The organism is Coleofasciculus sp. H7-2, assembly GCF_042747725.1.
In the GTDB taxonomy this organism is placed as follows: domain Bacteria; phylum Cyanobacteriota; class Cyanobacteriia; order Cyanobacteriales; family FACHB-T130; genus FACHB-T130.
In genome coordinates this window covers 95967-120067 of record NZ_JBHZGO010000099.1, presented here as the reverse complement: position 1 = coordinate 120067, position 24101 = coordinate 95967, and the positions used below count along the sequence as shown (strand labels likewise).

Genomic DNA, 24101 nt, shown 5'->3' with positions numbered 1-24101 from the left:
TGAGCAAGGATTTGACAATGCTGGCAAAGGACGTTAACATCAGTCATCATTTTTAGTTTGTGTGGGGGTAGAATACTACATTCTGCCCCCATTTTTTCCGTCTTAAGCTATCTTTCAACACTTCTGGGATAGCCCTACTAAGGAAGGGGGAATAATCTTCGCCCCTCTCCTTGTAGGAGAAGGGTTGGCGGAGAGGTTTTAACTCGACGCACTCGTATAAAATCGCAACGCAAACCGCCAGAAGACCCGCGAAGCGAATAATAGCGCCAACGCCAGAATCCCCGCACTCACCATCCAATCCACCTCAACTCGTCCCAGCATCGCCTCTGCTGGTATAGTCGTTAAAAACGCCACTGGCACTACAAAAGTAAAGAAAAAACGGTAAGCAGCGGGATAAGCAACCATCGGGTACCGCCCCGCTTCCAGAAAACCTCTAAGTACCTCTGTGACGTTGTAGATTTTCACAAACCAGATGCTGGTCGCTCCCAGCATAAACCACAGACTGTACAGAATTGCGAAACCGAATAGTAGCGGCATCGCACTTAAGAAATAGTCGTTTATTCTCAAACCCAACCGCGCCCCAGCATACCCAATCAGCACTCCTCCAAACACTAAATCTGGCAGTCCCCAAGGAGAAAGGGCGCGGGTAGAAAGCCAAAATTGGCTGCTGATGGGCTTAAGCAGCACAAAGTCTAGCGTCCCTTGCTGAACCTGATCGACAATCCGGTTTAAATTAGGCACCAAGAAGGTATTAGAAAAGCCTTGCAGGATCGTAAAAACTCCTAGCACAACCAAAGCTTCCTCCCATTTCCACCCTTCAAAGGTGTAACCATTGCGGTAAAACAAGGACAACCCAAACATACTACCGGCTAGGTTTCCCAAACTACTGAGTGCCGCTAGAACAAAATTAACCCGGTATTCAAGTTCGGCAGCGATCGCTGTACTCCAAAATAGCTTTAGTACCCGTAGATATCGTTGCATCTTCTCAAGGTTGCAAGGTGTGCCAATTTGAAAGTAACGCGATTTGTGGATAGCAACACCGCGCTTTAACCCTCACTCTCTTGACGCGGATCGTCCTTGGGAGGATGCCAGCCGCCTTGCACCCAAAATCGACGAGATTTCTGAATGAAACCATCATTATGAAACTCATCATTAAAGTCAAGTCGATTACAAGTAGCTCGACCTGTAGGGGTAATACCTAAAAATTTTTTATACTATCTGCTGTCCAGATAAAATGCTCTGCCCACTGGTGCTGACGAGGATTAAATAAGGGAATTTCTTCTTGAGTTTCAGTATCAATTCCGACTATAAAATTATAACGACGCTCGTTACAGCGACGACAAGCTAAGGCTAAATTTTCAATCTGATCAGACCCTCCCAAAGATTGCGGTAATAAATGCTCAATCGTGAGTAGAGCTGTACTCAAAAATTCAGGAGAATGGCAATACTCGCACAAAAACTTAGCTCGTTGCCGCACCAACTGTTGTATTTTGTTTGAAATAGTCACGAAGCAGCAATTTGGGCATTGATATAGGTAAAAATCATGTCTAATTCTCCTATCCCCTCCAGTTCAGCTGCTTCTTCTAACGTAAGCGAATCAGCCTTTTTTTTCTCTAAAAGTTCTTCCATTCGGGACTGGAGTTCTTCAGTAAACTTGAAAAGATTCATATTCTTAATTTTTTCAACTCGGATGCCAGTCGTTAGCCAAGATGAGGGTCTAATTACTACTGGGGTCATAGCATTTTTATAGTGGCTTTAGTTCTGTTGTACTATTATAGCGATCGCATCCTCACCCCATCTAGAAACGCGATCGCGCTTTTCCCCCTCTTGCTTCCTACGCCCCCATCCCCGAATACTGCTTCAAACCTTGCCGCCACATCCAACGATTCCAGACGAAAAACAGCAAACACCAACCAAACATTGCCAATAAACCCCGCCCTAAATCTACTGGCAACCCTACCAACAACGCCGCCGGGAAATGCACCAGATAGGGAAACGGCGTCCACAGAACCACTTCACGCACCGCTGGAGGAAAAACTTCAAGTGGGGCAACAATGCCAGAAAGAAACAGATACAGCAGAAACCAGAATTGCTCGATGGCGCTAGCGCGTTCCGTCCAAAAAGCAAACAGAGCAAAAGTGTATTGGATGAGAAAGCGGAGAGTGAAGGCGATCGCTACCACCCCGAAAAATAGTAAAATTCTCCCCACACTCGGCAACCAAATTGCCTTCGGGTAGAGCGTAAAAAACAAGATTACCAACCCCCCAATGAACGGGAAACGGGCAAGGCGTTCGGAAAGATGAGAAGCCACATGATGCCACACCGGGTCTAAAGGTTGCAGCAGCCGAGAAGACAACGTCCCTTGCACCACCTGCTTCTCAAATTCCCAAATCACCCAAACAACCGTAAACTGCCTAACCAAGAAAGCTGCAATGAAATAGCGGGCAAAATCTACTGGCGACAGCCCAAACCGTCCACCTTGCGCTGCTGCCTCCATCCAAATCCCCATCAAGATGAAGGGCACAGAACCCGATAGCGCCCACAAAAATAGCTCTGCCCGATACTCCAGCATATGAGCGTAATAAGCTACCAGCAAAGCTTTGGCTGTTCTCATTGCTGAACTCATACAACGACCCCTGCACGAAACACCTGACCGATTACTTCTTCAATCGGCGGCTCAGTCACTGCCAAATCCAATACATCCATTTCCGCCAAAATTTTAGCGACTGTGCGAGTCAGCGCCTCCCGCCGCACCAGCAACCGCACCACTTGACCTTCTACCGCTTCAATTTCGCCATAAGACTTTAAAGATGCCAAACTTCCCCTTTCGAGATCATCTTTGGGTAGCGGATGCGCCAACTCTACTTTCACTTCGCGGTAGGGGGCAAAGCGGTCTAGGAGTCCATCCAAACTGCCATCATAAATTAGCTGACCTTGATGAATCAGTAGCACCCGCTGACACAAAGCAGTGATGTCTGCCATGTAGTGGCTGGTTAAGAGAATCGTAGCGCCATAGAGCTGATTGTACTCCCGCAAAAATTTCCGCACCCCTACCTGAGCATTGATATCGAGTCCCAGCGTCGGCTCATCCAAAAACAGTACCTTGGGCTGGTGGAGGAGTGCTGCTAGCAACTCAGCCTTCATGCGTTCCCCCAAAGAAAGCTTCCGCACCGGCTGATTCAGCTTGCCTTGCAGTGAAAGCATCTCCGTCAGTTCCCCCACCATGCGCCGAAACTCTTTGTCGGGGATGTTATAAACAGCAGCGTTTATCCTCAGCGAGTCCATCGCTGGCAAGTCCCAGAGCAACTGCTGCTTTTGCCCCATCACCAGCGTAATTTGTTTCAAAAAAGACGCCTGACGCTGGAAAGGAACGTGTCCAGCCACCCGCACCACGCCTGCGGAGGGATGGATTAACCCCGTGAGCATCTTCAGAGTCGTCGTTTTTCCCGCACCATTGGCACCTAAAAACCCCACCACTTCCCCCGCTTCAATCTCGAAGGAAACGTCTTGAACCGCCTTCACCTCGCGGTAGGTGCGGCGCAAAAAGTGCTGTAATGTCCCCTTAAGTCCGGGTTCTTTGACCGCCACTGGATAGATTTTGCTCAGTTTCTCAGCCGAAACAATGGGCATTGTAATTCTTTTAGTTTATGGATCTAACTTCATAATCTCAAAGGTGACTGGTTGTTGCTATCCAATGGCAAGACTTAAACGGGTATCCAACATTACTCTCGATTCCAGGCTGAGCTTTCCCAATCCAAAGGTATTGACGTTTTTGTCTATCTACGTCATAAACTGCGACTGGCAGTTTGCAGATCAGGACTTACACAAAGCTTATACATATAGAGTTTTGTAGGGGCAATCCCCCTGTGGTTGCCCTCAGATGTGGTGATGTTGCGTAAGTCCTAAGATGTTTGGAGGGTTTCAGATGGATGATCTCAAAGAAATAGGGCAGGGGTGTCCCCCTGCCCTAGATAGCGCGATCGCCTCTCGTTAACTCATGTACTATGCGTAAACTCGACCGTTGATATAATAATCTCGCGTACCCTTGGCGTTAATGGCTTCTCCCAGCCGATTTAAAGCATGGACGTAAGCCGCTGTTCGCATTGGAATGGCTAGTTCCTGAGAAATTGCCCAAATTTTCTCAGTTTCTTCGACCATTTTTTCCATTAAGCGTTGATTGACTTCTTTTAGCGTCCAATAAAGTCCGCTGCGATTTTGTACCCATTCAAAGTAGCTGACTGTAACGCCACCCGCATTGACTAAAATATCGGGAAAGACATAAATTCCTCGTTCTTCCAGAATTCTGTCAGCTGCCGAACTAACCGGGCCATTAGCGACTTCAAAGATATATTTTGCTTTGATATCCTTGACATTCGCCTCATTAATTTGATTTTCCAAGGCGGCTGGAATTAGGATATCCACATCTAAGGTTAAAAGTTCCTCGTTACTGATGACTTCATGTTCATCAATGTGACAAACGGTGTCTTGGCAATAGAGGGCTTTAATTCCTTTGCTAGATAATTTGTATTGTCGAATTTTCGCAATATCTAATCCTTTTTTGGAATAGACTGCGCCTTGAGAATCGCTAACCGCAACGACTTTATATCCAGCTTTGGAGAGTAATTCTGCTATCTCTGCACCAGCATTCCCAAATCCTTGAACTGCTACTGTTGTCTCTTGAGGTAGTCGGTCAACTTTGCTCATGATGCTTTCAATGACAAAGAAAGCACCCGTGGCGGTGGCGGTATCTCTGCCTAAACTACCCCCCATTGTTAGCGGTTTGCCAGTGACAACTGCTGGAGTAATTTGACGGCGGATGATACTGTATTGATCCATCATCCAACCCATAATCATGGGATTGGTGTAAACGTCGGGTGCTGGAATATCTACGTCAGGACCAATAAAGTCTGCGATCGCATCCACATAACCGCGACTCAGCCGTTCTAACTCCATCTTTGAGAGTTCTTTCGGATTCAGCGTTATTCCCCCTTTCGCACCACCAAATGGTAAATTTAATACCGCGCACTTAAAGGTCATCCAAAAGGCTAAGGATTGCACTTCATCCATTGAAACATTGGGATGATAGCGCACCCCTCCTTTAGTCGGTCCTCTGGTATCATCGTAACGGACACGATAGCCCTGAAAAATTCTCAAAGTGCCATCATCCATCCGGACAGGAATTGAAACGGCTAAACTGGCTTTTGGATATTTTAAGTGTTCGGCTGCATCGTCGGAAATAGAAACAAATTTTAGGGCTTGTTCTAATCTTTGGCTAGCATCAGCAAATAACGAGTCTGACATCCCACGATTCCTCCTGTTGCACGATCAAGCTGGTATGCTAATACAAATTTCAATTTAAGAGAAGCAGAACGGTGCAAATTAAGGTGACTCTTTAAGGCTGGTAACGGATAATTTTCAGTAGTTTTTAGTCCGGTAGTCCCTGGTTTGTTGCCATTTCACTTTTGTGAAGCTACACATTAGATCGCCCCAACCCCTTTAAAAGAGGAGATAAGAAGAAGCTAAAGTGTCGCGGTGAAAAAGTGAACTGGGATGACGCATGACTAATTACCCATTACAAACCCTACAAGTAATGTTTAATTACACCACCTGCTTAAGTAGATCGCAATAGAAAACGATTGCTTTGGCTAGGGTTGTGAATTAAGTAGGCAAAAACTGCATCCCCCCTAAACCTATTTTTTAATAGGTAATCTTGCGAGTTGCTCATCGTCGAGTTTCTCAGCAAAGTGAGGATTTTTTGTTTATTTTTACCGACTTAATAAGTGTGCGCTTAGCAAGTATTGCAATTAATTTTCTTTCCTGAAAGACGCTTCACTTTCCCTATAAACATTAAAACACAAAAAAAACTGTATTATATGTAACATTTTAAGAATAAGCGACACAATTCCGGTTTAAGCGAAGCCTGGAGCAGCGGGTGAGGGGGGATCACCCATCAGCGCAGTCGCTGCTGATGAAATATCTTGGAAATTAGTGGCAAGCTCTCCATAGCAGTGTGAAACTGTAAACAGAGGAATCTTCTCATCTGTCCTGATGTCAAGCAATCAGTTCTTGTGTCGGCTGAATTCTTATGATTGAAATCTTAGCCGCACTCTCTGCGTCTGCGGCGGCAGGGATGAGAGTGGCTCTGCCCTTGCTAGTCATTGGTCTATTGCACAGTGCCAATCTCTGGTCAAGCGTGCCCCTACTGTCGCGCTTTCCTCCTCCTATCGTTTTAGGAGTGCTAACCAGCTGGTCGTTATTTGAGCTGTTCGCCTCAAAAAAGCTGTTGGGTCAGCGCGTATTGCAAATAATCCAGCTAGTTTTCAGCCCGATTGTGGGAGCCATTATGGGCGTTGCAGTTGCCCAAATCACTGGTGCTTCCACTTGGCTTCTGTGGATAGTTGCTGTGGTGGGCAGCTTATTAGCGTTCGTCCTCCAGCTAGTTCAGGTCGGCTGGTTCTACCGCTTGCGGCGTCTACCTCTGTGGGTCGTCTTTTTGCAAGATTTTCTGTGCGTTGTCTTGGTCATCTTCGCTTTCGATGCGCCCAAGCATGGAGGAATCATCGCCTTACTGTTGTTGTGGCTGGCTATTCGCAGCTCTAAGGAATGGTATCGCTGGTATCGAGGACACAAACGCTCTAGGGGAAACTATCAGCAACCCGACTGAAAGAAAACAAAAGTAAAAAGGCAAAAGAAAGGATTGTTTGTTTCTAGTTTTGCTTTTTTACTTTTTACTTTTCACATCAGTCCGACAAAGTGTAGAGGACCGCGACCGCTAAGTAACTCGATCACTAAGGCAATAAAGCCAAGCATTGCCAGACGACCGTTCCAGACTTCTGCTGCTGTGGTCATGCCCCACTCCCAGCGCTCTTGGGGATACATTTTGACTTTTTTCTTGAGCTGTGGGACTTGGGATAGCTTCAGACTGGGGGCGTCGAGGGCATCAACCACCAAAGTCGCCATTGCTTCAATAAAGCGGGGATGAGTATCTAGTGCTGGCACGCGGCGGAAGTCGTGGATGCCAGATTCTTCTGCCAGTTCGCGGTACTCGATGTCAATTTCTTGTAGGGTTTCGATATGCTCGGAGACGAAGCTAATCGGTACAACTAACAAATTTTCGACTCCCTCGGCTCCCAGTTCTTTTAGGGCATCTTCGGTGTAGGGTTTAAGCCACTCGACTGGCCCGACTCGACTTTGATAAGCCAGGGTGTGGGGATTGGGTCGATTGAGGGTTTGCATAATGAGAGCGGTGCAGTCCTCAATTTCTCTTTGATAGGGATCTCCGGCTTCTTCAACGTAGCTGACGGGAACGCCGTGGGCGCTAAAAAAGAGATGAACTTGGTCGGGATTGGCAAATTGGTCGAGTTCTTGGGTAATCAACTCAGCCATTGCTTGCAGGTAGCTGGGTTGGTGATACCAGGAGGGAATGACAGTGTATTCAATTCGGCTAAGTGCTGGGTCTTCCTGCCAGAGTCTTTCTAAAAGGCGGAAGCTGGAACCGCTGGTGCTGATAGAAAACTGCGGATAGAGGGGGAGAATTACCAGGCGCTCTATAGCGTCGCGCTTGATGCGAGCGATCGCTTCTTCAGTAAAGGGATACCAGTAACGCATCCCGATGTAAATATTCGCTTCTTGTCCTTGTTGCTGCAATTTTGCCTGAAGCGCTTCTGCTTGGGCTTCTGTAATCCGCCGCAGTGGGGAGCCGCCCCCGATTTCCCGATAGTTTTCTTGCGATTTCTTGGTTCTTAAGGTGGAAATCAGCCACGCTAAGGGTTTTTGTAACCCAGAAAAGGGTATGCGAATAATTTCTGGGTCGGAAAACAGATTAAACAGAAAAGGTCCAACATCCTCTAAGTCATCCGGCCCACCCAGATTTAGTAGCAAAACTCCTACACGACCCATAGCGGTTACAGTTTCCCAATCTTTCATTTTCGTTACTGATTTTAACAATAATATTCTTTTAAAGGTTCGGGTCTGCAATAAGAGATACACATTTTAACTAGGGGTGGAGTAGTGGCTACTATTTTAAGGACTTGGAGTTATCAACACCAGTGGCTGTATGATGCGATCGCTCGTTTGGCTGCTGTGAGTGTAGGCGGGGAAGCAAGATTTCGTCAACTGGCTTTGCAAGGGTTAACGATCGATTCAGAAACCAAAGTGTTAGACCTGTGTTGCGGCAGCGGTCAGGCAACCCAAATCTTGGTGAAATATTCCCAAGATGTCACGGGTCTGGATATCTCACCCGTATCCCTGGAACGGGCGCAGCGGAACGTCCCGCAAGCGAAGTATGTGGAAGCCTTGGCTGAAGATATGCCTTTGCTGAGCGATCGCTTTGACCTCGTGCATACCAGTGCTGCTATGCATGAAATGGAACCCGATCGATTGCGACAAATTCTCCGAGAAGTCTACCGGGTACTAAAACCGGGAGGCATCTTTGCCTTAGTCGATTTTCATCGTCCCACAAATCCGCTATTTTGGCCGGCAATCTCGCTATTTTTGTGGTTGTTTGAGACAGAAACCGCTTGGCAGCTGTTGCAGACGGATTTGCCTGGGTTGTTGGAGGAGATTGGGTTTAATCTGGTGGGAGAACCTACACTTCATGCAGGTGGAAGTTTGCAGGTGATTCACGCCAGGAAATAAACCGCTCCAGAACGCCAAGGACACAGAGCTAGAGGGAAGCAGCACTTCTACTCTCCATTCCCAGATACACTAATTAGCTGCAAATGAGACGCCTTCTCTTGCCTCAGAAGCGGCTACTCGCCACCAGAAAATCAAGGAAATATATCACGATGAAAAGCGAAACAATTGAGCTGTTATCGAGCCGGGAGTTGGATAAAATGCGTCAGGCTGGACGCTTGGCGGCTGAACTCCTCCACTATCTAGAACCGATGGTCAAGCCAGGAGTCAGTACCCTAGAACTCAACGATGAAGCTGAACGCTGGACTTTGGCTCGCAAAGCTAAAAGCGCCCCGCTTGGCTACAAGGGGTTTCCCAAGTCTCTTTGCACCAGCATCAACGAAGTGGTCTGCCACGGCATCCCCAGCGCTAAACAGGTTCTTAAAGAAGGTGACATCATTAACATTGATGTGACGCCGCTGGTGGATGGCTACCACGGCGATACCTCTAAGACGTTCTTTGTGGGTAAGCCCTCACCCATTGCGAAAAAGTTGGTTGAGGTGACGCTGGAGTGCCTGAACAGAGGAATTGCTGAAGTCAAGCCGGGGGCGCGGATTGGCGATATTGGGGCAGCGATTCAAGAGTACGCTGAAGGAGAAGGTTTTTCTGTGGTGCGGAACTTCGCGGGACACGGCGTTCACCGCATTTTCCATACTGCACCAGAGATTCTCCATTATGGTAGACGCGGAACCGGGAAGCGTCTGAGACCGGGCATGGTTTTTACGATTGAACCGATGATTAATGAGGGAACTTGGGAAGTCGAGATCCTCGACGATGGGTGGACGGCTGTCACACTAGATCGAAAGCTCTCCGCTCAGTTTGAGCATACAGTTGCTGTCACCGAGGAAGGCGTCGAGATCCTGACCCAAGGTTAAGATTAGACGGTTCCTTGATAAAAGGTTGCTTTGTCGGGCTGGAGAATATTGCTGGGAACTTGTGAGGAGCGTAGATGCACTAGGTTTTGACGAAAAAATCTAAAATTGTCTTGCTTCTACCGACGTTGTTGTTGTAATTCAGCTTGTGCTTCTAGTTTGTTGATGCGCTGCTTGAGTTCGATGACCAGAGTGGCTAGGCGGTCAAACATGGGGTCTGCTGAGGCGGGTCGATTGGCTCTAGGGGCAATGGGAGGCGCTGGTTTAGTGGAGCCGGTTCTTTGAGAGGTGGACTGGTTCAGTCCTAATACCTGCGACTGTAGCTGGTTTATTTGCGATCGCAATTGATAAGTTTCGGCTTCCAATCTAGAAATCCGCGATTCCAAGTAAGATGTTTCTTGCGCCAGTGTTTGTTTGGGCACTAGAGCAATTCCCAACATGATGGCAAGACAAAGCAACTCTATTTTTTTGAACATACATTATTTATCCTCCCAACTGCGTATAGCTATAGCAATCCTAAATGATTCGCACTCTCCCTGTAGAGACGCGATTAATCGCGTCTCTACACTAAGGCGAATACTCGCTTATGCTCACATTAAAGCACTTGCCCAAAGGAAGTGCGATCGCCAGCCTTGGCTACAATCGAATTGATTTGTTAGCTACAATACGAGTCGCCAGTAGGCATTAGCCATGACTGAGAACAAAGCATTGATAAATGAGACTGAGATAGAACAGTCATCTGATTTATCGACAGCTGATTCAGCCGAAAAGCAGCGATCGCGCTAAATTAAGTCAGAGAAGGCAGGTTTTGTGGGTGTATCGATTGATTCAGGCGCTGGGACTTTCATCTTTCTAATTTTTGATTTTTTGGTTTGCGTCCAGCTACAGACATCACGGGCTAGCTGTTTCCCATTGACTGCACACTCAGAAGCTTTTTTGATGAACTCTTCTACCGATATACTCGGTTCGCCCGGTTGAGACTTCACAAGACCATGAGCGCATTCATTCCGGTCGTAGCTCCAAAGCCTCACAGCGTCAATCAAATCTTCCCTAGTTTTATACGGAACTATTTCATCCCGCCTTTTCCATTCCTGAATCAATCTTCCGAGAAAAGTTTCTTTATTTGTAAACTGATGAGTTTCGCCTGCTTCTTTCAGTTTAACAATTAAGTAACTCAGAAGCCGATCTGAGATGATGCTTTCCGCAATCATAATTGATTCTAGGAAAAACTCTTTTTTAATTGCCTCCTCCATGCGCTCAAAAGCAAACTTATAGGATTGAAATTTGATGATATTTTTGGTTGTTTCAGCTTTCATCCTATTCACCTTTGCTAGAGTCGGCAATATGGCACCCCGAACAGATCGGCAAAATTACTCAAAAGTCAGGTTGTATACTCAGCGTTAATCTTCACATAGTCATAACTCAAGTCGCAGCCCCAAGCGATACCAGAACCAGAACCATTCCCGATGCTCAGAGCGATCGCCACTGTCTGTTCTTTGAAATTGGTAGGCGATGCGGGGCGACTAAACGCAACAGGTTGACCCGACTCTACTTGCATGACATCATTGCTGGAATCAGTGCTGAGTACCTCTTTTGCCGACGCCGCCGCCGCTTGTTTTAAATAAGCACTCGCCGCCGCCCGATCGAAGGGCAAAGGTTGACCATTTTCCATCAATAAGAAATCCCCTAGCTGAATCCGGAGATGTTCTTGATCGAACAGCACCCCGGAACGACCCGCCGCTGCTGCAATTCGTCCCCAGTTGGGATCGCGCCCAAACACTGCTGACTTGACTAAGGATGAACCGACAACCGTTTTGGCAACCTGACGGGCGGCTTTTTCATCGGACGCGCCGGTAACTTGCACTTCAATTAAGCAGGTAGCCCCTTCGCCATCACGGGCGATCGCTTTCGCTAAATATTGGCAAACTTCAGTCAGCATCGCCTCTAATTTCTCGGCGTCTGGCCCCATTTCGGTAATTGCCGGGGTGCGAGATTCCCCATTTGCTAAGGCGATCAGCGTATCGTTGGTACTGGTATCGCCATCGACGGTAATTTGGTTGAAACTTTGGTCGGCGGCTCGACTCAGCATTTTTTGCCATAGGGAGGGAGCCACCGCTGCATCGCAAGTGACAAAAGCCAGCATCGTCGCCATGTTGGGATGAATCATACCAGATCCCTTTGCCATGCCGCCGATTCGCACCGGGCGATCGCCAAAAGTTGTCTCTAGTGCAATCGATTTCGTCACTAAGTCGGTGGTGACGATCGCTTGTGCGGCTGCATCGCCCCCAGTCTCAGAAGCGGCGGCGACCAATTTAGGAATCCCATCCCGGAAGGCATCCATCTTAATGCGTTGCCCAATGACGCCCGTGGATGCCAACAAGATAGAGTCGGAGGGAATTCTCAGCGCCTGAGCTAACATTTGGGCGCTTTCAATGGCGTCAATCCAACCTTGGGCACCCGTGGCGGCGTTGGCTTGCCCAGCGTTGCAGAGAATCGCGTGGGCGCTGTGTTTGGTAGAGAGGTGCTGACGGCAATAATCGACACAGGCGGCGCGTACCTGACTGGTGGTGAAGACACCCGCTGCGATCGCTTCCACCTCCGAATAAATTAACGCTAAATCCGGTAAGCCTGAAGGCTTCAGTCCGGCGACGATTCCAGCCGCCCGATACCCTCTAGGAGCCGTTACTCCACCACTAATGATTTGCCAGTTTGTCATCACTCCCCCTGAAAGCTAAATGATGCAAATTTTAGCAATTCTCAGGGCTGCGGTGAGTGTTACTGAGTCATAAATTAAATTGGGAGCGATCGCGCAAGTAGATGCCAATACAGTTCACTCCCTTTCTACTTGGCAATTGTTGAAAGCGATCGCCCTTAAAAACGTAAGATTTCTCTTTCGTAGTTTTCTGGAACTGGCTCTATTTCCCACACCAATCCTTCTCCGGGTGCCAAAATGACATCAACGTAAAGCTGCTCTACAGCAGTCGTGGCAATATCTGCGTTGTTTTCAAAGGGTTGTAGGTCTTCAGTCAGCAGTCTCAGGGTAAATCCACCGGGAATGCTCGTGACTATTGATAAATTTCTTAGCTCAAAGCGCCACCTTCGCTCCTCTGGATTGCCTAGAGGGATGACCTGCAATTCATATTGTTGACCGGCAATCACCAATTGGCGAGACAGTGCGGTGGGTGTCGGTGTGGGTTCTGCGCTTCTAGCACCGGCAAAACTCGGTTGAAACTCAATCCGTCCCCAACCCAGTTGCTGTCCGACTTCTGAGACACCTATCCGGAGCCATTGCAGAATTGACCACTGCTCCGGTAGTCCTTGCCGTCGTTCGTACAACCGCTCTCGCCAGCCGCCATGCTCTAGTAACGCTCCCCAGATGGCAAACGGCACTTCTAGCCGAGGCGCTGCAATCGCAGTATTTGCTAAACGCTGGATCAAATTTTCTGCTTGCGTTGATGATAAAGCTGCCAAAGGTGCAACAGAAGCGCGGGTTGCTTCTTCCGGGCATAGTTGACGCGCCACCCACAGGGCATTGATGTCTGAAATTACGTCGCTTTCATCTAGAGAATAAGTGCGATCGCTCGCATCATAATTTCCTCTCGTCTTTAGCTGTTGATGAGTGCAATACCCCCAAATCCTCACCCACCCATCATCCGGCTCGACTTGCACCGCTAGGTAATAATCCCCAACCCAACTGGGTATATCTACCCATTCTTGCGGCACCCGCAACTCGCTCAAGTCGATTGCTTCGCTGGCAATGAATACGAATCGCGTTGTCCCTAATTCAATCGCGGTTCCATTCACCACTTCCCAGCCGCTGGGTAAAGCCGCAACACTAGGCCAAGCTTTGGCTCTCGGTTCGTACTCTTCTCGCAGCCAAGGTAAAATTGCACTTAGGGAAATTTGATTGAGATAAGCATTCCAGCGACTACTGAGTGTAGAAAAAGATTGGCTTTGTTGTTGAGCCTGATTTTGAGCGGTTGGCGATATTTCTAAGCACAGTTGAGTCGGATCGGCAAATGCAAATAAGGCGGCGTCATACGTCATAGGGGCTGCTCCCTGTGGGTTAGGGTGTCAGGATGGCTGTAGTGGATTTTGAGCCATTCTTCCAGCACTGCACTGGTATCTTTTAGTACGTCTGAGGTTAAGGCAATATGCAGGGTGTTCTGACTCCATTGAGCCAGTGCTAGCAGCAAGGATTGCCGCGCCTTAGAAAGCCGACGAGAAACGGTATATTGCTGGATCTCCAACTGCTGGGCAATCTGCTGTTGATTTAGCTGCTGAGTGTAGTACATCTGCAACAGTTGTTGTGCTTGGGATTCCAGCTTGGCAACTGCTGCGACTAAAACCGCGTTAATTTCAGCTAGCTGAGAATTGCGGCTTTGTTCTTCTTCTTTGCTAATTATTTCGGCAAGTAAGGATGGAGATTCAGTTCCTGGCAGAATCTCTAGGAATTCTCCAAAATCTTGTCCTTCTCTGGGAGTATTGAGGGAATTAAACGTGGGATAGAGATAGTCTCGTGCAGCTTTAGCACAACTCAGCAGCCACTTTTCCAACGTTTCAGGAGGAGATTCTGCGCCTTGTCGTTGCGAATTGTAATTGTACAGCGCGGCGATCGCGTTCCAAGCCGTGCTGTCTGGTTTAGGAAGTTTGCGACTAGCGATTGGCGTGGGGACATAAACCGCCTTGAAACAGTTCCAAGCGAGAACGTAACTAGCGATCGCTTGCGAAGATAACCCCGCTGTTTGCAAAGCCTCAATGAGTCGCTTTTGGCTAATTTTACGCAACAATCCCCAAGGCGTGCAGATATCCACTTCCCCGCGCTGGCGCAGGTTTTCGCGGATCAGATTGCTAAAAATGGCACTAGCGTAATTTTTCAGCGCAAAACCTTGGCTGGGGTTAAAGCCTTTGAGGACTTTATCAACTTGCGCGATCGCAATTTGAAAACAGTCGGCGACAGTATTCTGTCCGCTGGAAAAATTCGCAGCTGTTTTTTGAGCCACCCAATAGCAAGCTTCTTGAAGATAAGCGACTAGATGCCATGTTCCAGGGGAATGACTCATTTTGGGCGATCGCGCCAGACTCTCCCCCTGAGATTGCCTTTCCTTGTACCAGTAAAGCACCCAAAAGTTTTCTGAAGTTTCCGGTTGTGGCAGCTGACTCATGCAACCCAGCATACTTCGCCGCAGTTTGGCATCTGTCACCCAACCACTGAACCGATCCGCATCAAATTGCAAGAACGTCGAAAAAATTTCAATGATGTTTTGCCGAGTGTGCATAAAAAATCGCCAGCCGACATAGAGAACAACAGACGGGATTCAACAACGCTTCCCGAACTTGACTACAGGAACTCAACAACGTTCCTCAAACTTTACTACAAGGAAATAGCAAGATGGTCAGGCTGAATTTTCGTTTCCTCTTTCTCAGTGCCATTATGACAGTATCGACTGCATCAGCGGCGGTCGCTCAATTATCCATTCCCTTAACACCAAGCAACTTCAAACTCAGCCAAGCACCCAGCTTTAATTGTGGTCCGCATACTCTCACTTATGTTGTCAAACCTCTCGATCGACGTGAAGGAACTGGCGTGCGCTGCGTCAAGATGAGTGAAGGTAAGCCGGGTAGTAGCATTCCTAAATTGGCGTGGTACGGCGAAGGAAATTGGAAAGGTGCAACTTATCGCCACGTTGGTCACGCCTTCTACAGAGGTCGTAATCTCGTTGGATTCGCTTCCGATATTTATGGAAACGGAGAAAACATTAACAACAATTTTCCCGGAAATTTGTCAATTCAAGTCGTAAATTCAACCACAATTCGGGTCACAGGTGCGTGGAATGAAGAATGGAACCTAGTCAAAGCTGCAAACTATAAACCTCTGCCAAGACCCCAGACTTGCGGTAAATACTTCGACGAATATAAAGTTTCCGACCTAACAGGAACTCGCCAAGGTTCTGGCTTACGTTGTTTTCTGCGAGTAGGTCCCGGCAATACCACTTGGTTTGGCAACGGTAATTGGGGAGGTACCACCTACTCTCACCTAGGGACACGTTCGTTTAACGGTTACGGTGCTGGTGATATTTGCGCTTCCGGTTTCGGTCCCATTTGCAACACATTTGGTTGGGGTTCTTTGAAATTTACGAACATTGCACCGAGTGGATTTAATGTAACGGGTGCCTGGAGCGAAAAGTGGCAATAATTTCTAATTGAATCCCCTAGTTTTAATTTCAACTCCCTCTCATCTAGAGGGAGTTGTTTGTATTACTATTCTCGTGCAGAGGCTAGATATAGAATCGCGCCTTGAGCTATCTTATGTAGAGATAGCGATCGCCCTGAATGGAATACTAGGTAACTATTTGTTACTCGATAACATCAAAGGTTGGAAGCGTTAGCTCAAAGGCGAGATTTTTTCGGTAATTGCCTTCTTTATGACAGGCAAATCGATTGTCAAGAAATGTTCCCAAAAATCTTGAATTTCCCCTACTACACCGTCTATAGAAACTTCCGGATCAATAACTTCCATAATCGGCTGCTTGATAATATAGATCCAACCTTTCTCATTTTCCGGTTTGACTGCGGTAAAACCTGCAATATTATATGCTGCGAGAGCATTGTAGATATCTTGTCTAATTGAAAGATTACCTGGTCCAATTGTCAGCACAAGTATAACCTCTGAGGGTTCAACTTTGAATTCAAAACGTAAAATTCGCTTACTTCCTGCCCAATTATTGCAAGTTCTTTGGAAGGGAAAATCATCCCATTCAGCAACACAAAAGCGAACTAAGTTCTTGGAATTAGAATAAGAGTCTAGCCTCAAACCATGTGATTCAGCGTCTTGAATCAACTTCTTTGCAAAATCGGCAACCTCAGAAGCTAAATTTGGGCGATGCTCATAAATGAGATCGAGAGCTTGCTTATGTTGCTTATAGATTTTCCGACAGAGTTCAGCGATTTCTGAGTCTTTCGCGATATGTCTTCTGATTAAACTGCTGTAATGGCTCATCAATGTATAAATTTCAGAACCGATTGTGGATTGATACCTTCGGCAAGTATCGTCAATTAGTTCAGCAATTTTATCGTAGCTGTGGACTAACCAAACCTTACTGTCATCCTCAGATACTGGAGTCTGTCCTTCGGGAGTCAGATAGATAAATATATGACGGTAGCCTTTAAACTCTTTAAGGATTATTTCTCGGTATCGACGCAATTGGTCTGAATGTTCCTGTGAACCGACTTTATTTTCGATTACGCAGACAACTCGGCTGCTTGGAGAATATACTAAAACATCAATATTTTTCCACTCTCGACGAACTTCGGCATCTAAAAGGTTAGCAACATCAATCTCGACCGGACTGACTTGTGGCTTTTCAACATTTAAGAGGATTCGCTTGAGAAACCGCTTAAGAAACGTATCCCCTAGGCGATGTGTCCCAGAGGGGTTGAGCAGAAATGCTAAAAAGTTAGAGTGTCGAATTTCCTGACGGACGACCCCAATTGCCTCAAAAATATTGAACTGAGCTACCAACGTTTCTAGCTTCTCTAAATCTTCGTTATCAACTACGAACTGCTCCAGAGCAGTTTTATCCTGCCTATCTATCCGAATTTGGGGTTATGAATGTTATTGAAGATACAGTACAATAAACACTGTATTAAAAACTATTTTAGCTCTCACTACACCCTGGCGAAATTGGACAAAGTTACTCAAGCCAAAAGCCTCTTGACAGATACCTGGATGTCTGGAAATGGCAAAGACGCGATCCTAAATGCTGGCAATTGAATCTACGGATGCAGCTACATCTAGAAATGCCAATGCGTCAATCATCCCCTCATTTAGTGTAGATTTTGAGGCATACTGCCCATCTTCAGGGTCTCGAAATACTATAACTTATTCTCTTCTTGAGGTTTACAACCCAGTATTCAGGAATATTGACTTCAGCATAGACTTTACTTTTAGTCTGCCAATCCTTGTCTAATGTGGAATCTGAGTATTCAATCAAGCAAAAAATATTTTCAGGATAGGGGTGAGGCTCTAGGTATTCATGCTCCAAGCGTTGCACAATAGCAATGTCAGGCTCAGGCTCGGATTCATTCGGAAGGGTAATTGTCTTACTTGGGCAAATCATTGCGCGGTAAGCGAAGCCATCCCCAAAGGGCTTATCGCCCAACGAGCAAGTCAGATATTCTCCTGCTTTACTGCTGAAATAGGCGTAGGGTTCTCCTTCCAGCGACATCTCTACAATTTCGCCTTTGAGTAGTTCCACTACACCAATCGTTTAAAATACCACCGCAGCCATGCGGTGATAGTTATCCACAGAGCATTTGGCTATCGTTACGGTCATGGCGAATGCTTCTTCTCAGCTAGGCGATCGCTTTCTTTTGGATATTCTCACTTCACAGCGTAATCTACCAAAGTCACCCGTCTGTCTATTGCACTAGGCGGGAATTGACGATAACTTTAGCTCTCCCTACAGACTGGAGGGATGAAGGAATTCAGCATCAGCGATCGCCTCAAGTTGAGGAAATTAGATAAACCTCATTAAATAGGTTAAATAAGCAAAACTTAATTGGGCTGTTTATACGGTTGAGCGATGACATCCAAGGAAATTTCTATGATTACCATTGGATTTTTCATTAACAAGTCTGCCTGATTTATGCAATTCGAGCGATCGCGCTGCCTTTAGTTAGCTTTTATCGCAAATTCAGGAGTTTAGATAATCACCCATTAATCAGCCTATTAGTTTAGCTGATTATGCGTCTAAATCTAAAGAAAAAATTTATAAATACCATTGAAGATTCCACTGATAAGTAACGCTTTTTAGCTATGCGCTCACTGATTAAGGTGATATATTTACTTTTAACGCAGAGGGCAAGCAGCGTTACCTGACGCAGAGAAGCTAGCGCGACTAGCCTCAGCAAGTTTTCCTAAAGCTAATTGCCGTAGATCTATCACTAGGTTTGCGACTTGGTTGTAGCAAACAACCGTCAATTTTAGTGCATTAAACCTTTAACCATTGCAGGAAATCGGTTTGTTATGCCTCTAATTGGCATAGCTTTTGCGTTCAAAAAGCGTTCTTTTGATTAAGATAGCTTTTCTGTTCAAAATACTAAACAAGATTGTAGCAAGGAGACCTTATGAGCGAATTTTCTAAACTTTCACGCCGCAAATTCATCCTAACTGCTGGAGCCTCCGCAATGGGGTCTTTATTGCTCAAAGGCTGTTTAGGAAATCCTCCCGAACCGGGAAACAGCACTCAAGCACAGACAACTCCTGGTGCTGCTCCTGCCGCTAATATTAGCCCAGAACAAGCTCCGGAAACGACCAAAGTAAAACTAGGATATATCCCTATTGTAGAAGCAGCTCCTTTTATTATTGCTCAAGAAAAAGGCTTCTTTGCCAAGTATGGCATGACTGGAGTCGAACTTTCCAAGCAAGCTTCCTGGGGTTCTATGCGGGATAACACCGAAATTGGTTCAGTGGGTGGCGGGGTTGATGGTGGTCAATATCAGATGCCAATGCCGCATCTCATTACTGAAGGTTTAATCACCAAAGGTAATCAGAAAATTCCCATGTACGTGCTGGCTCAGTTGATTACTCATGGAAATGGAATTGCGATTGCTAGCAAGCATCTAGGAAAAGGTCTTGAGGTGAAAATGGATAAGGCGAAGGCATTTTTTGACGGACTAAAATCCGCAAAAACTCCTTTTACCGCTGCTTATACTTTTGCACAAGTTAACCAGGATTTCTGGATTCGCTACTGGTTAGCTGGAAACGGCATCGATCCAGATACTGAAGTTAAATTAATTCCCGTACCCTCTGCTCAAACTGTTGCCAATATGAAGACGGGGACGATGGACGCTTTTAGTACAGGCGACCCCTGGCCTTATCGAATCGTTAAAGATAAGATTGGCTTCATTTCAGCATTGACAGCGGAAATTTGGAAAAATCACCCCGAAGAATACTTCGCCCTGAGAGGAGATTGGGTTGATAAAAATCCTAAAGCAACCAAAGCGCTTTTGAAAGGCATTATGGAAGCGCAGCAGTGGTTGGATAATTTTGATAACCGGAAAGAAGCGTCTGAAATTCTTGGCGGACGAAATTATTTTAATCTTCCAGCCGAAATACTGGCAGAACCATTCCAGGGTAAATACGATATGGGCGATGGTCGCATCATTGATGATAAATCAATGGCATCTTATTACTGGAAAGATGAAAAAGGAAGTGTTTCTTATCCTTATAAGAGCCACGATCTTTGGTTTATCACAGAAAGCGTCCGCTGGGGATTTTTGCCTGAATCTACATTGGCAAATGCTAAAACCCTTATTGATAAAGTCAATCGGGAAGATATTTGGCGAGAAGCTGCCAAAGAAGCCGGAATTTCTGCTGCCGACATCCCTACAAGTACGTCTCGTGGCGTTGAAGAATTTTTTGATGGTGTCAAGTTTGACCCAGAGAATCCCACAGCTTACCTGCAACAACTGAAAATCAAGAAGGTGAAAGCTTAGTCGGTTGTCAGCAGTTAGTTGATAACCAACAACAGACAACGGACAACAACCAATAGACCAATTACCCATTAGCCAAGTTTAAGTTTAGGAGAACACTGTCCATGACAACGCTACAAAGACGTGCAACTGCTTCCCAGAACACCTGGTTATCCCGCCTGAACAAACAATTTCCCGACCTGATACCGCCATTTATTGCGATCGCTATCTTCCTCCTCGCGTGGCAGCTGTTTTCTTGGACTCCGGGTGCGACACTACCAGGCCCCATTCAGGTTATCAAAGACACTTGGATACTGATTCTGTATCCCTTTTATGACAAAGGTGGTACGGACAAAGGCTTGTTTTGGCAGATTCTCGCCAGCTTACAACGGGTAGCTATTAGTTACTCCTTAGCAGCAATTGTAGGCATTGCCTTGGGCATCTTGATTGGTACGAATAAAATGATGTCCAAAGCTTTAGATCCCATCTTCCAGTTATTGCGAACTGTACCGCCTCTAGCTTGGGTACCAATTTCTTTGGCAGCCTTGCGCCAAAACGAACCAGCCGCCCTTTTCGTGATTTTTATTACGGCAATCTGGCCTATCTTGATAAACACCGCTGTGGGAGTGAAGCAAATTCCTCAAGATTACAACAACGTCGCCAAAGTTCTGCAACTTTCACGGAAAGAATACTTCTTCAATATTCTCATCCCTGCTGCTTTACCATACATTTTCACAGGCTTGAGAATTGCGATTGGTTTGGCTTGGTTGGCGATTATCGCAGCAGAGATTGTGATGTCAGGTATTGTCGGGATTGGCTTCTTTATCTGGGAAGCTTATCAGAATAACGCAGTTAGCGAAGTTATCTTGGCTTTAATCTACATCGGTGTTGTTGGTCTGCTGCTAGATAAAGCGATGGCTTGGATCGAAACGCGGATTTTACCCGAAGGACAGAAGTAGAGAATGGGTAATGGGTAAAAAGCGACTACTTACTACCTATTACCTACTACCAATCACCCATCAGTCATCACCAACTTACTAATTATCAATCACCAACTACCATGAGCGTTTTTGTTGCCGTTGACCAAATCGATAAGGTTTTTTCGTTAGCCGGAGGTGGCACCTATGTCGCCCTCAAAGGAATTGACCTCCAGATAAAAAAGGGAGAATTTGTTTCTCTGATTGGTCACTCCGGTTGTGGTAAATCCACTTTGTTAAACATGGTGGCGGGTTTAGATTTGCCAACGGAAGGTGTAGTGACGCTGGAAGGACAACGCATTACTAGACCTGGCCCTGACCGGATGGTAGTATTCCAAAATTATTCCCTATTGCCTTGGCGCACAGTACGGGAAAATATTGCGTTAGCTGTCAACTCGGTAATGAAAGATTTGCCAGCCGGGGAACGCAAAGCAATCGTCGAGCAGCATATCGATATGGTAGGGTTGCGTCATGCTGCCGATAAACCACCCGCTCAATTATCCGGTGGAATGAAACAAAGGGTAGCGATCGCCCGCGCCCTCGCGATTCGTCCCAAGTTACTGCTACTCGATGAACCGTTTGGTGCATTAGATGCGCTGACGCGGGGTAACTTGCAAGAACAGCTGATGAGAATCTGCGAAGAAAACCAAGTCACCGCCGTTATGGTGACTCACGATGTCGATGAAGCAGTGCTGTTGTCTGACCGAATTGTAATGCTCACCAACGGGCCAGAATCCAAGATTGGTCAAATTCTGGAAGTTGATATTCCTCGTCCCCGCAAGCGGATGGAAGTCGTAGAACATCCCAGCTACTACAGCTTGCGGAGTGAGATGATTTATTTCCTCAATCAGCAGAAACGGATTAAGAAAATTCGGGCGAGGAAGACGGCAGCGATCGCGCGTCACGGACTAGAAAAAGTTAATCTTGATATTGGCTTCTTACCCCTAACCGCTTGTGCGCCTCTAGCGATTGCAAAGGAAAAAGGCTTCTTTACTAAGCATGGACTGGATGAAGTCAACCTGATGCGCGAAACCAGCTGGCGGGGAATCACCGATGGTATAACTGGCGGATATTTGGATGCTGCCCAGATGCCCTCCGGAATGCCCATCTGGTTAACCCTGGGAGGTCATGAGAACCGCCCGGTTCCGGTCGTCACCTCCCTGACCATGACCCGCAACGGCAACGCCATCACCCTCGCCAAGCGCTTCTACGAGCAAGGCGTGTACAGCTTATCTGATTTTAAAGATTACCTGCGTCGCACTCCCGGTCAGCACCGGATGGGAATGGTGCATCCCAGTTCCATGCACAACCTGCTGCTGCGTTACTGGCTGGCAGCTGGGGGCATTGACCCCGACCGCGACGTATCCCTCAAAACCATCCCTCCCGCTCAAATGATCGTGGATTTGCAAGCCGGAACGATTGACGGTTACTGCGTCGGGGAACCGTGGAATCTCCGCGCCGCCGAGGAAGAAATTGGCTTTACGATTGCGACAGACTTAGAAATTTGGCTGGGACACCCAGGCAAAGTTCTAGGGGTGCGGGAAGACTGGGCAGCAGCTTATCCTAACACCCACATCGCCTTAGTGAAAGCTCTCTTGGAAGCTTGCAAATACTGTGCAGATACGGCGAATGCCCAAGAGATTCGGGAGATTTTGGCGCGGCGGGAGTATGTAAGTACCGATTTGGCTTACATCCAGATGGGAGAACCAAACTTCTCCGCCTGTAGCTTAGACCATCCAATGCGCGAGTATGCCCATCACCAGTTTTACGGCGAAGGTGGAGTCAACCGTCCCAGTCGAACTGAGCAACTTTGGATTATGACGCAGCTGGCGCGTTGGGGCGATACTCCTTTCCCTAGAAATTGGGTAGAAATTCTGGAACGAGTCTGTCGAGTTGGTGCGTTTAGCACAGCAGCGCGAGAACTGGGTCTTGATATTAGTTATACTCGCGGCGCAATTCAACTGTTCGATGGCACTCCTTTTAACGCCGATGACCCGATAGCCTATCTCAACAGTCTGGCGATTAAACAGGATTTTTCAGTTGCGGAAGTGGTCATCGATTCAAGGACGAAGACAGCAGCCTAATTAACAGAAACCCCGGCGAATGTAATTCGCGGCTATACAAACACCGCTTACGCGGACTGAATTTAAAACTTGCGAAAGTAGGTAAAGTCTCGTGTAGCCGCGATTTCTAATCGCCCAATTTTGCTCCCACAGTTTATTTACCCTCTCTACAGCCATGCAAGCTTTTAACTTTCAAACTCCAACTTCTTTCACTCAAAACTCAAAACTCAAAACTCAAAATCCTAGTTCTCCATTTTTGGTGATTGAAAATGTCTCCAAAGTTTATCCAACGCCAAAAGGTTCTTACACGGTGCTGGAAGACGTTAACCTCACCGTACAGCAAGGCGAGTTTATCTGTATCATCGGTCACTCTGGGTGTGGCAAATCAACGCTGCTAAATATGGTGTCGGGTTTTAGTACGCCCAGCAGCGGCGAGGTGCGGGTTGGCTCTAAGCGCATCACCCAACCGGGGCCAGACCGCATGGTAGTATTCCAAAATTACGCTTTGTTGCCTTGGCGGACTGCTTTTGAAAATATTTACCTAGCAGTTAACGCAGTTTATCCTAATAAGCCGGAAGCTGAAAAAAGGGCGATTGTAAGAGACCATTTAGCAATGGTGGGACTCACAGAAGCTGCTGACAAAAAGCCGCCCCAACTATCCGGCGGGATGAAACAGCGGGTGAGTATTGCCCGTGCTTTGGCGATTCGTCCCCAAGTCTTAATTCTAGATGAACCTTTTGGAGCGTTGGATGCAATTACTAAGGAAGAATTACAGGAAGAATTGCTGAAAATTTGGAACGACAACCGAGCGACTGTATTAATGATTACTCACGATATTGATGAGGCTTTGTTTTTATCAGATCGCTTAGTAATGATGACGAATGGCCCTCATGCTAAGATTGGCGAGGTGATGGAAATTCCTTTTCCACGTCCGCGCGATCGCGCCCGAATTATGGAAGATCCGCAATACTACAAACTGCGAAATCGCGCTTTGGATTTCCTCTACAATCGCTTTGCTCACGACGAATAAAGCAAAAGGC

The 24101-nt window shown here is 46.8% G+C and carries 21 protein-coding genes and 1 pseudogene; 8 read left to right on the top strand and 14 right to left on the bottom strand.

Annotated elements, in window-relative coordinates:
* Positions 1–198 precede the first annotated feature (198 nt).
* From ACFW2W_RS20115 to ACFW2W_RS20090, 6 genes and pseudogenes are all read right to left on the bottom strand, one after another.
* Positions 199–981 (bottom strand): ABC transporter permease, encoded by a 783-nt coding sequence (locus tag ACFW2W_RS20115; protein WP_378182245.1) that lies wholly within the window; start codon positions 979–981, stop codon positions 199–201.
* Between the two features lie 65 nt (positions 982–1046).
* Positions 1047–1507, bottom strand: a pseudogene (locus tag ACFW2W_RS20110) (HNH endonuclease).
* Positions 1504–1737 carry a hypothetical protein gene (locus ACFW2W_RS20105; protein ID WP_378182242.1) on the bottom strand — a complete coding sequence of 78 codons (234 nt, stop codon included), beginning with the start codon at positions 1735–1737 and terminating at the stop codon, positions 1504–1506. The pseudogene ACFW2W_RS20110 and the gene ACFW2W_RS20105 overlap by 4 nt, the downstream one beginning before the upstream one ends.
* Positions 1738–1834: 97 nt before the next feature.
* Entirely contained in the window at positions 1835–2626 is a 792-nt protein-coding gene (locus ACFW2W_RS20100; protein ID WP_378182239.1) for an ABC transporter permease, read from the bottom strand.
* A complete protein-coding gene (locus ACFW2W_RS20095) occupies positions 2623–3630 on the bottom strand; it encodes an ATP-binding cassette domain-containing protein (RefSeq protein WP_378182236.1) in 1008 nt (335 codons plus the stop codon). Before ACFW2W_RS20095 ends, ACFW2W_RS20100 begins: the two co-directional genes overlap by 4 nt.
* Before the next feature lie 372 nt (positions 3631–4002).
* Positions 4003–5301, bottom strand: coding sequence for a Glu/Leu/Phe/Val dehydrogenase (locus ACFW2W_RS20090; RefSeq protein WP_378182233.1), 1299 nt, complete (start codon positions 5299–5301; stop codon positions 4003–4005).
* A 784-nt stretch (positions 5302–6085) separates the two neighbouring features.
* Here ACFW2W_RS20090 and ACFW2W_RS20085 point away from each other — a divergent pair.
* On the top strand, positions 6086–6664 hold the full coding sequence (locus ACFW2W_RS20085; protein WP_378182230.1) for a DUF4126 domain-containing protein: 579 nt from the start codon (positions 6086–6088) through the stop codon (positions 6662–6664).
* Between the two features lie 71 nt (positions 6665–6735).
* Here ACFW2W_RS20085 and hemH read toward each other — a convergent pair whose 3' ends face one another.
* Positions 6736–7899, bottom strand: coding sequence for a ferrochelatase (gene hemH / locus ACFW2W_RS20080; RefSeq protein ID WP_378182254.1), 1164 nt, complete (start codon positions 7897–7899; stop codon positions 6736–6738).
* 111 nt (positions 7900–8010) lie between these two features.
* Here hemH and ACFW2W_RS20075 point away from each other — a divergent pair, with 111 nt between their 5' ends.
* Together ACFW2W_RS20075 and map are read left to right on the top strand one after the other, a co-directional pair.
* The gene (locus ACFW2W_RS20075; protein WP_378182227.1) at positions 8011–8637 is read left to right on the top strand and encodes a class I SAM-dependent methyltransferase; all 627 of its coding nucleotides are present in this window, start codon (positions 8011–8013) and stop codon (positions 8635–8637) included.
* A gap of 149 nt (positions 8638–8786) precedes the next feature.
* Entirely contained in the window at positions 8787–9548 is a 762-nt protein-coding gene (gene map, locus ACFW2W_RS20070; protein WP_378182224.1) for a type I methionyl aminopeptidase, read from the top strand.
* A 116-nt stretch (positions 9549–9664) separates the two neighbouring features.
* Here map and ACFW2W_RS20065 read toward each other — a convergent pair whose 3' ends face one another.
* The 5 genes from ACFW2W_RS20065 to ACFW2W_RS20045 all read right to left on the bottom strand — a co-directional run bounded on the left by ACFW2W_RS20065 (position 9665) and on the right by ACFW2W_RS20045 (position 14824).
* Entirely contained in the window at positions 9665–10021 is a 357-nt protein-coding gene (locus ACFW2W_RS20065; RefSeq protein ID WP_378182221.1) for a hypothetical protein, read from the bottom strand.
* A gap of 306 nt (positions 10022–10327) precedes the next feature.
* Positions 10328–10861 (bottom strand): hypothetical protein, encoded by a 534-nt coding sequence (locus tag ACFW2W_RS20060; protein WP_378182218.1) that lies wholly within the window; start codon positions 10859–10861, stop codon positions 10328–10330.
* 65 nt (positions 10862–10926) lie between these two features.
* Complete coding sequence (gene argJ / locus ACFW2W_RS20055; RefSeq protein WP_378182215.1) at positions 10927–12261, bottom strand: bifunctional ornithine acetyltransferase/N-acetylglutamate synthase; 1335 nt, start codon at positions 12259–12261, stop codon at positions 10927–10929.
* 155 nt (positions 12262–12416) lie between these two features.
* Complete coding sequence (locus ACFW2W_RS20050) at positions 12417–13592, bottom strand: DUF1822 family protein (protein ID WP_378182212.1); 1176 nt, start codon at positions 13590–13592, stop codon at positions 12417–12419.
* Complete coding sequence (locus ACFW2W_RS20045; protein ID WP_378182209.1) at positions 13589–14824, bottom strand: sigma-70 family RNA polymerase sigma factor; 1236 nt, start codon at positions 14822–14824, stop codon at positions 13589–13591. Before ACFW2W_RS20045 ends, ACFW2W_RS20050 begins: the two co-directional genes overlap by 4 nt.
* 113 nt (positions 14825–14937) lie before the next feature.
* Here ACFW2W_RS20045 and ACFW2W_RS20040 point away from each other — a divergent pair, with 113 nt between their 5' ends.
* Positions 14938–15741 (top strand): hypothetical protein, encoded by an 804-nt coding sequence (locus ACFW2W_RS20040; RefSeq protein WP_378182206.1) that lies wholly within the window; start codon positions 14938–14940, stop codon positions 15739–15741.
* A gap of 189 nt (positions 15742–15930) precedes the next feature.
* Here ACFW2W_RS20040 and ACFW2W_RS20035 read toward each other — a convergent pair whose 3' ends face one another.
* Together ACFW2W_RS20035 and ACFW2W_RS20030 are read right to left on the bottom strand one after the other, a co-directional pair.
* Entirely contained in the window at positions 15931–17067 is a 1137-nt protein-coding gene (locus tag ACFW2W_RS20035; RefSeq protein WP_378182204.1) for a PD-(D/E)XK nuclease family protein, read from the bottom strand.
* A gap of 337 nt (positions 17068–17404) precedes the next feature.
* Positions 17405–17803, bottom strand: coding sequence for a Uma2 family endonuclease (locus tag ACFW2W_RS20030; protein WP_378182202.1), 399 nt, complete (start codon positions 17801–17803; stop codon positions 17405–17407).
* A gap of 871 nt (positions 17804–18674) precedes the next feature.
* On the opposite strand from ACFW2W_RS20030, the gene ACFW2W_RS20025 reads away from it, so the two are divergent.
* The 4 genes from ACFW2W_RS20025 (at position 18675) to ACFW2W_RS20010 (ending at position 24091) form a co-directional block, all read left to right on the top strand.
* Entirely contained in the window at positions 18675–20045 is a 1371-nt protein-coding gene (locus ACFW2W_RS20025; protein ID WP_378182199.1) for a CmpA/NrtA family ABC transporter substrate-binding protein, read from the top strand.
* A 101-nt stretch (positions 20046–20146) separates the two neighbouring features.
* Positions 20147–20980 carry a nitrate ABC transporter permease gene (gene ntrB / locus ACFW2W_RS20020; RefSeq protein ID WP_378182195.1) on the top strand — a complete coding sequence of 278 codons (834 nt, stop codon included), beginning with the start codon at positions 20147–20149 and terminating at the stop codon, positions 20978–20980.
* 101 nt (positions 20981–21081) lie between these two features.
* Positions 21082–23082, top strand: coding sequence for a nitrate ABC transporter ATP-binding protein (locus tag ACFW2W_RS20015; RefSeq protein WP_378182192.1), 2001 nt, complete (start codon positions 21082–21084; stop codon positions 23080–23082).
* A 154-nt stretch (positions 23083–23236) separates the two neighbouring features.
* On the top strand, positions 23237–24091 hold the full coding sequence (locus ACFW2W_RS20010; RefSeq protein ID WP_378182189.1) for a nitrate ABC transporter ATP-binding protein: 855 nt from the start codon (positions 23237–23239) through the stop codon (positions 24089–24091).
* The last annotated feature ends 10 nt before the right edge of the window (positions 24092–24101 follow it).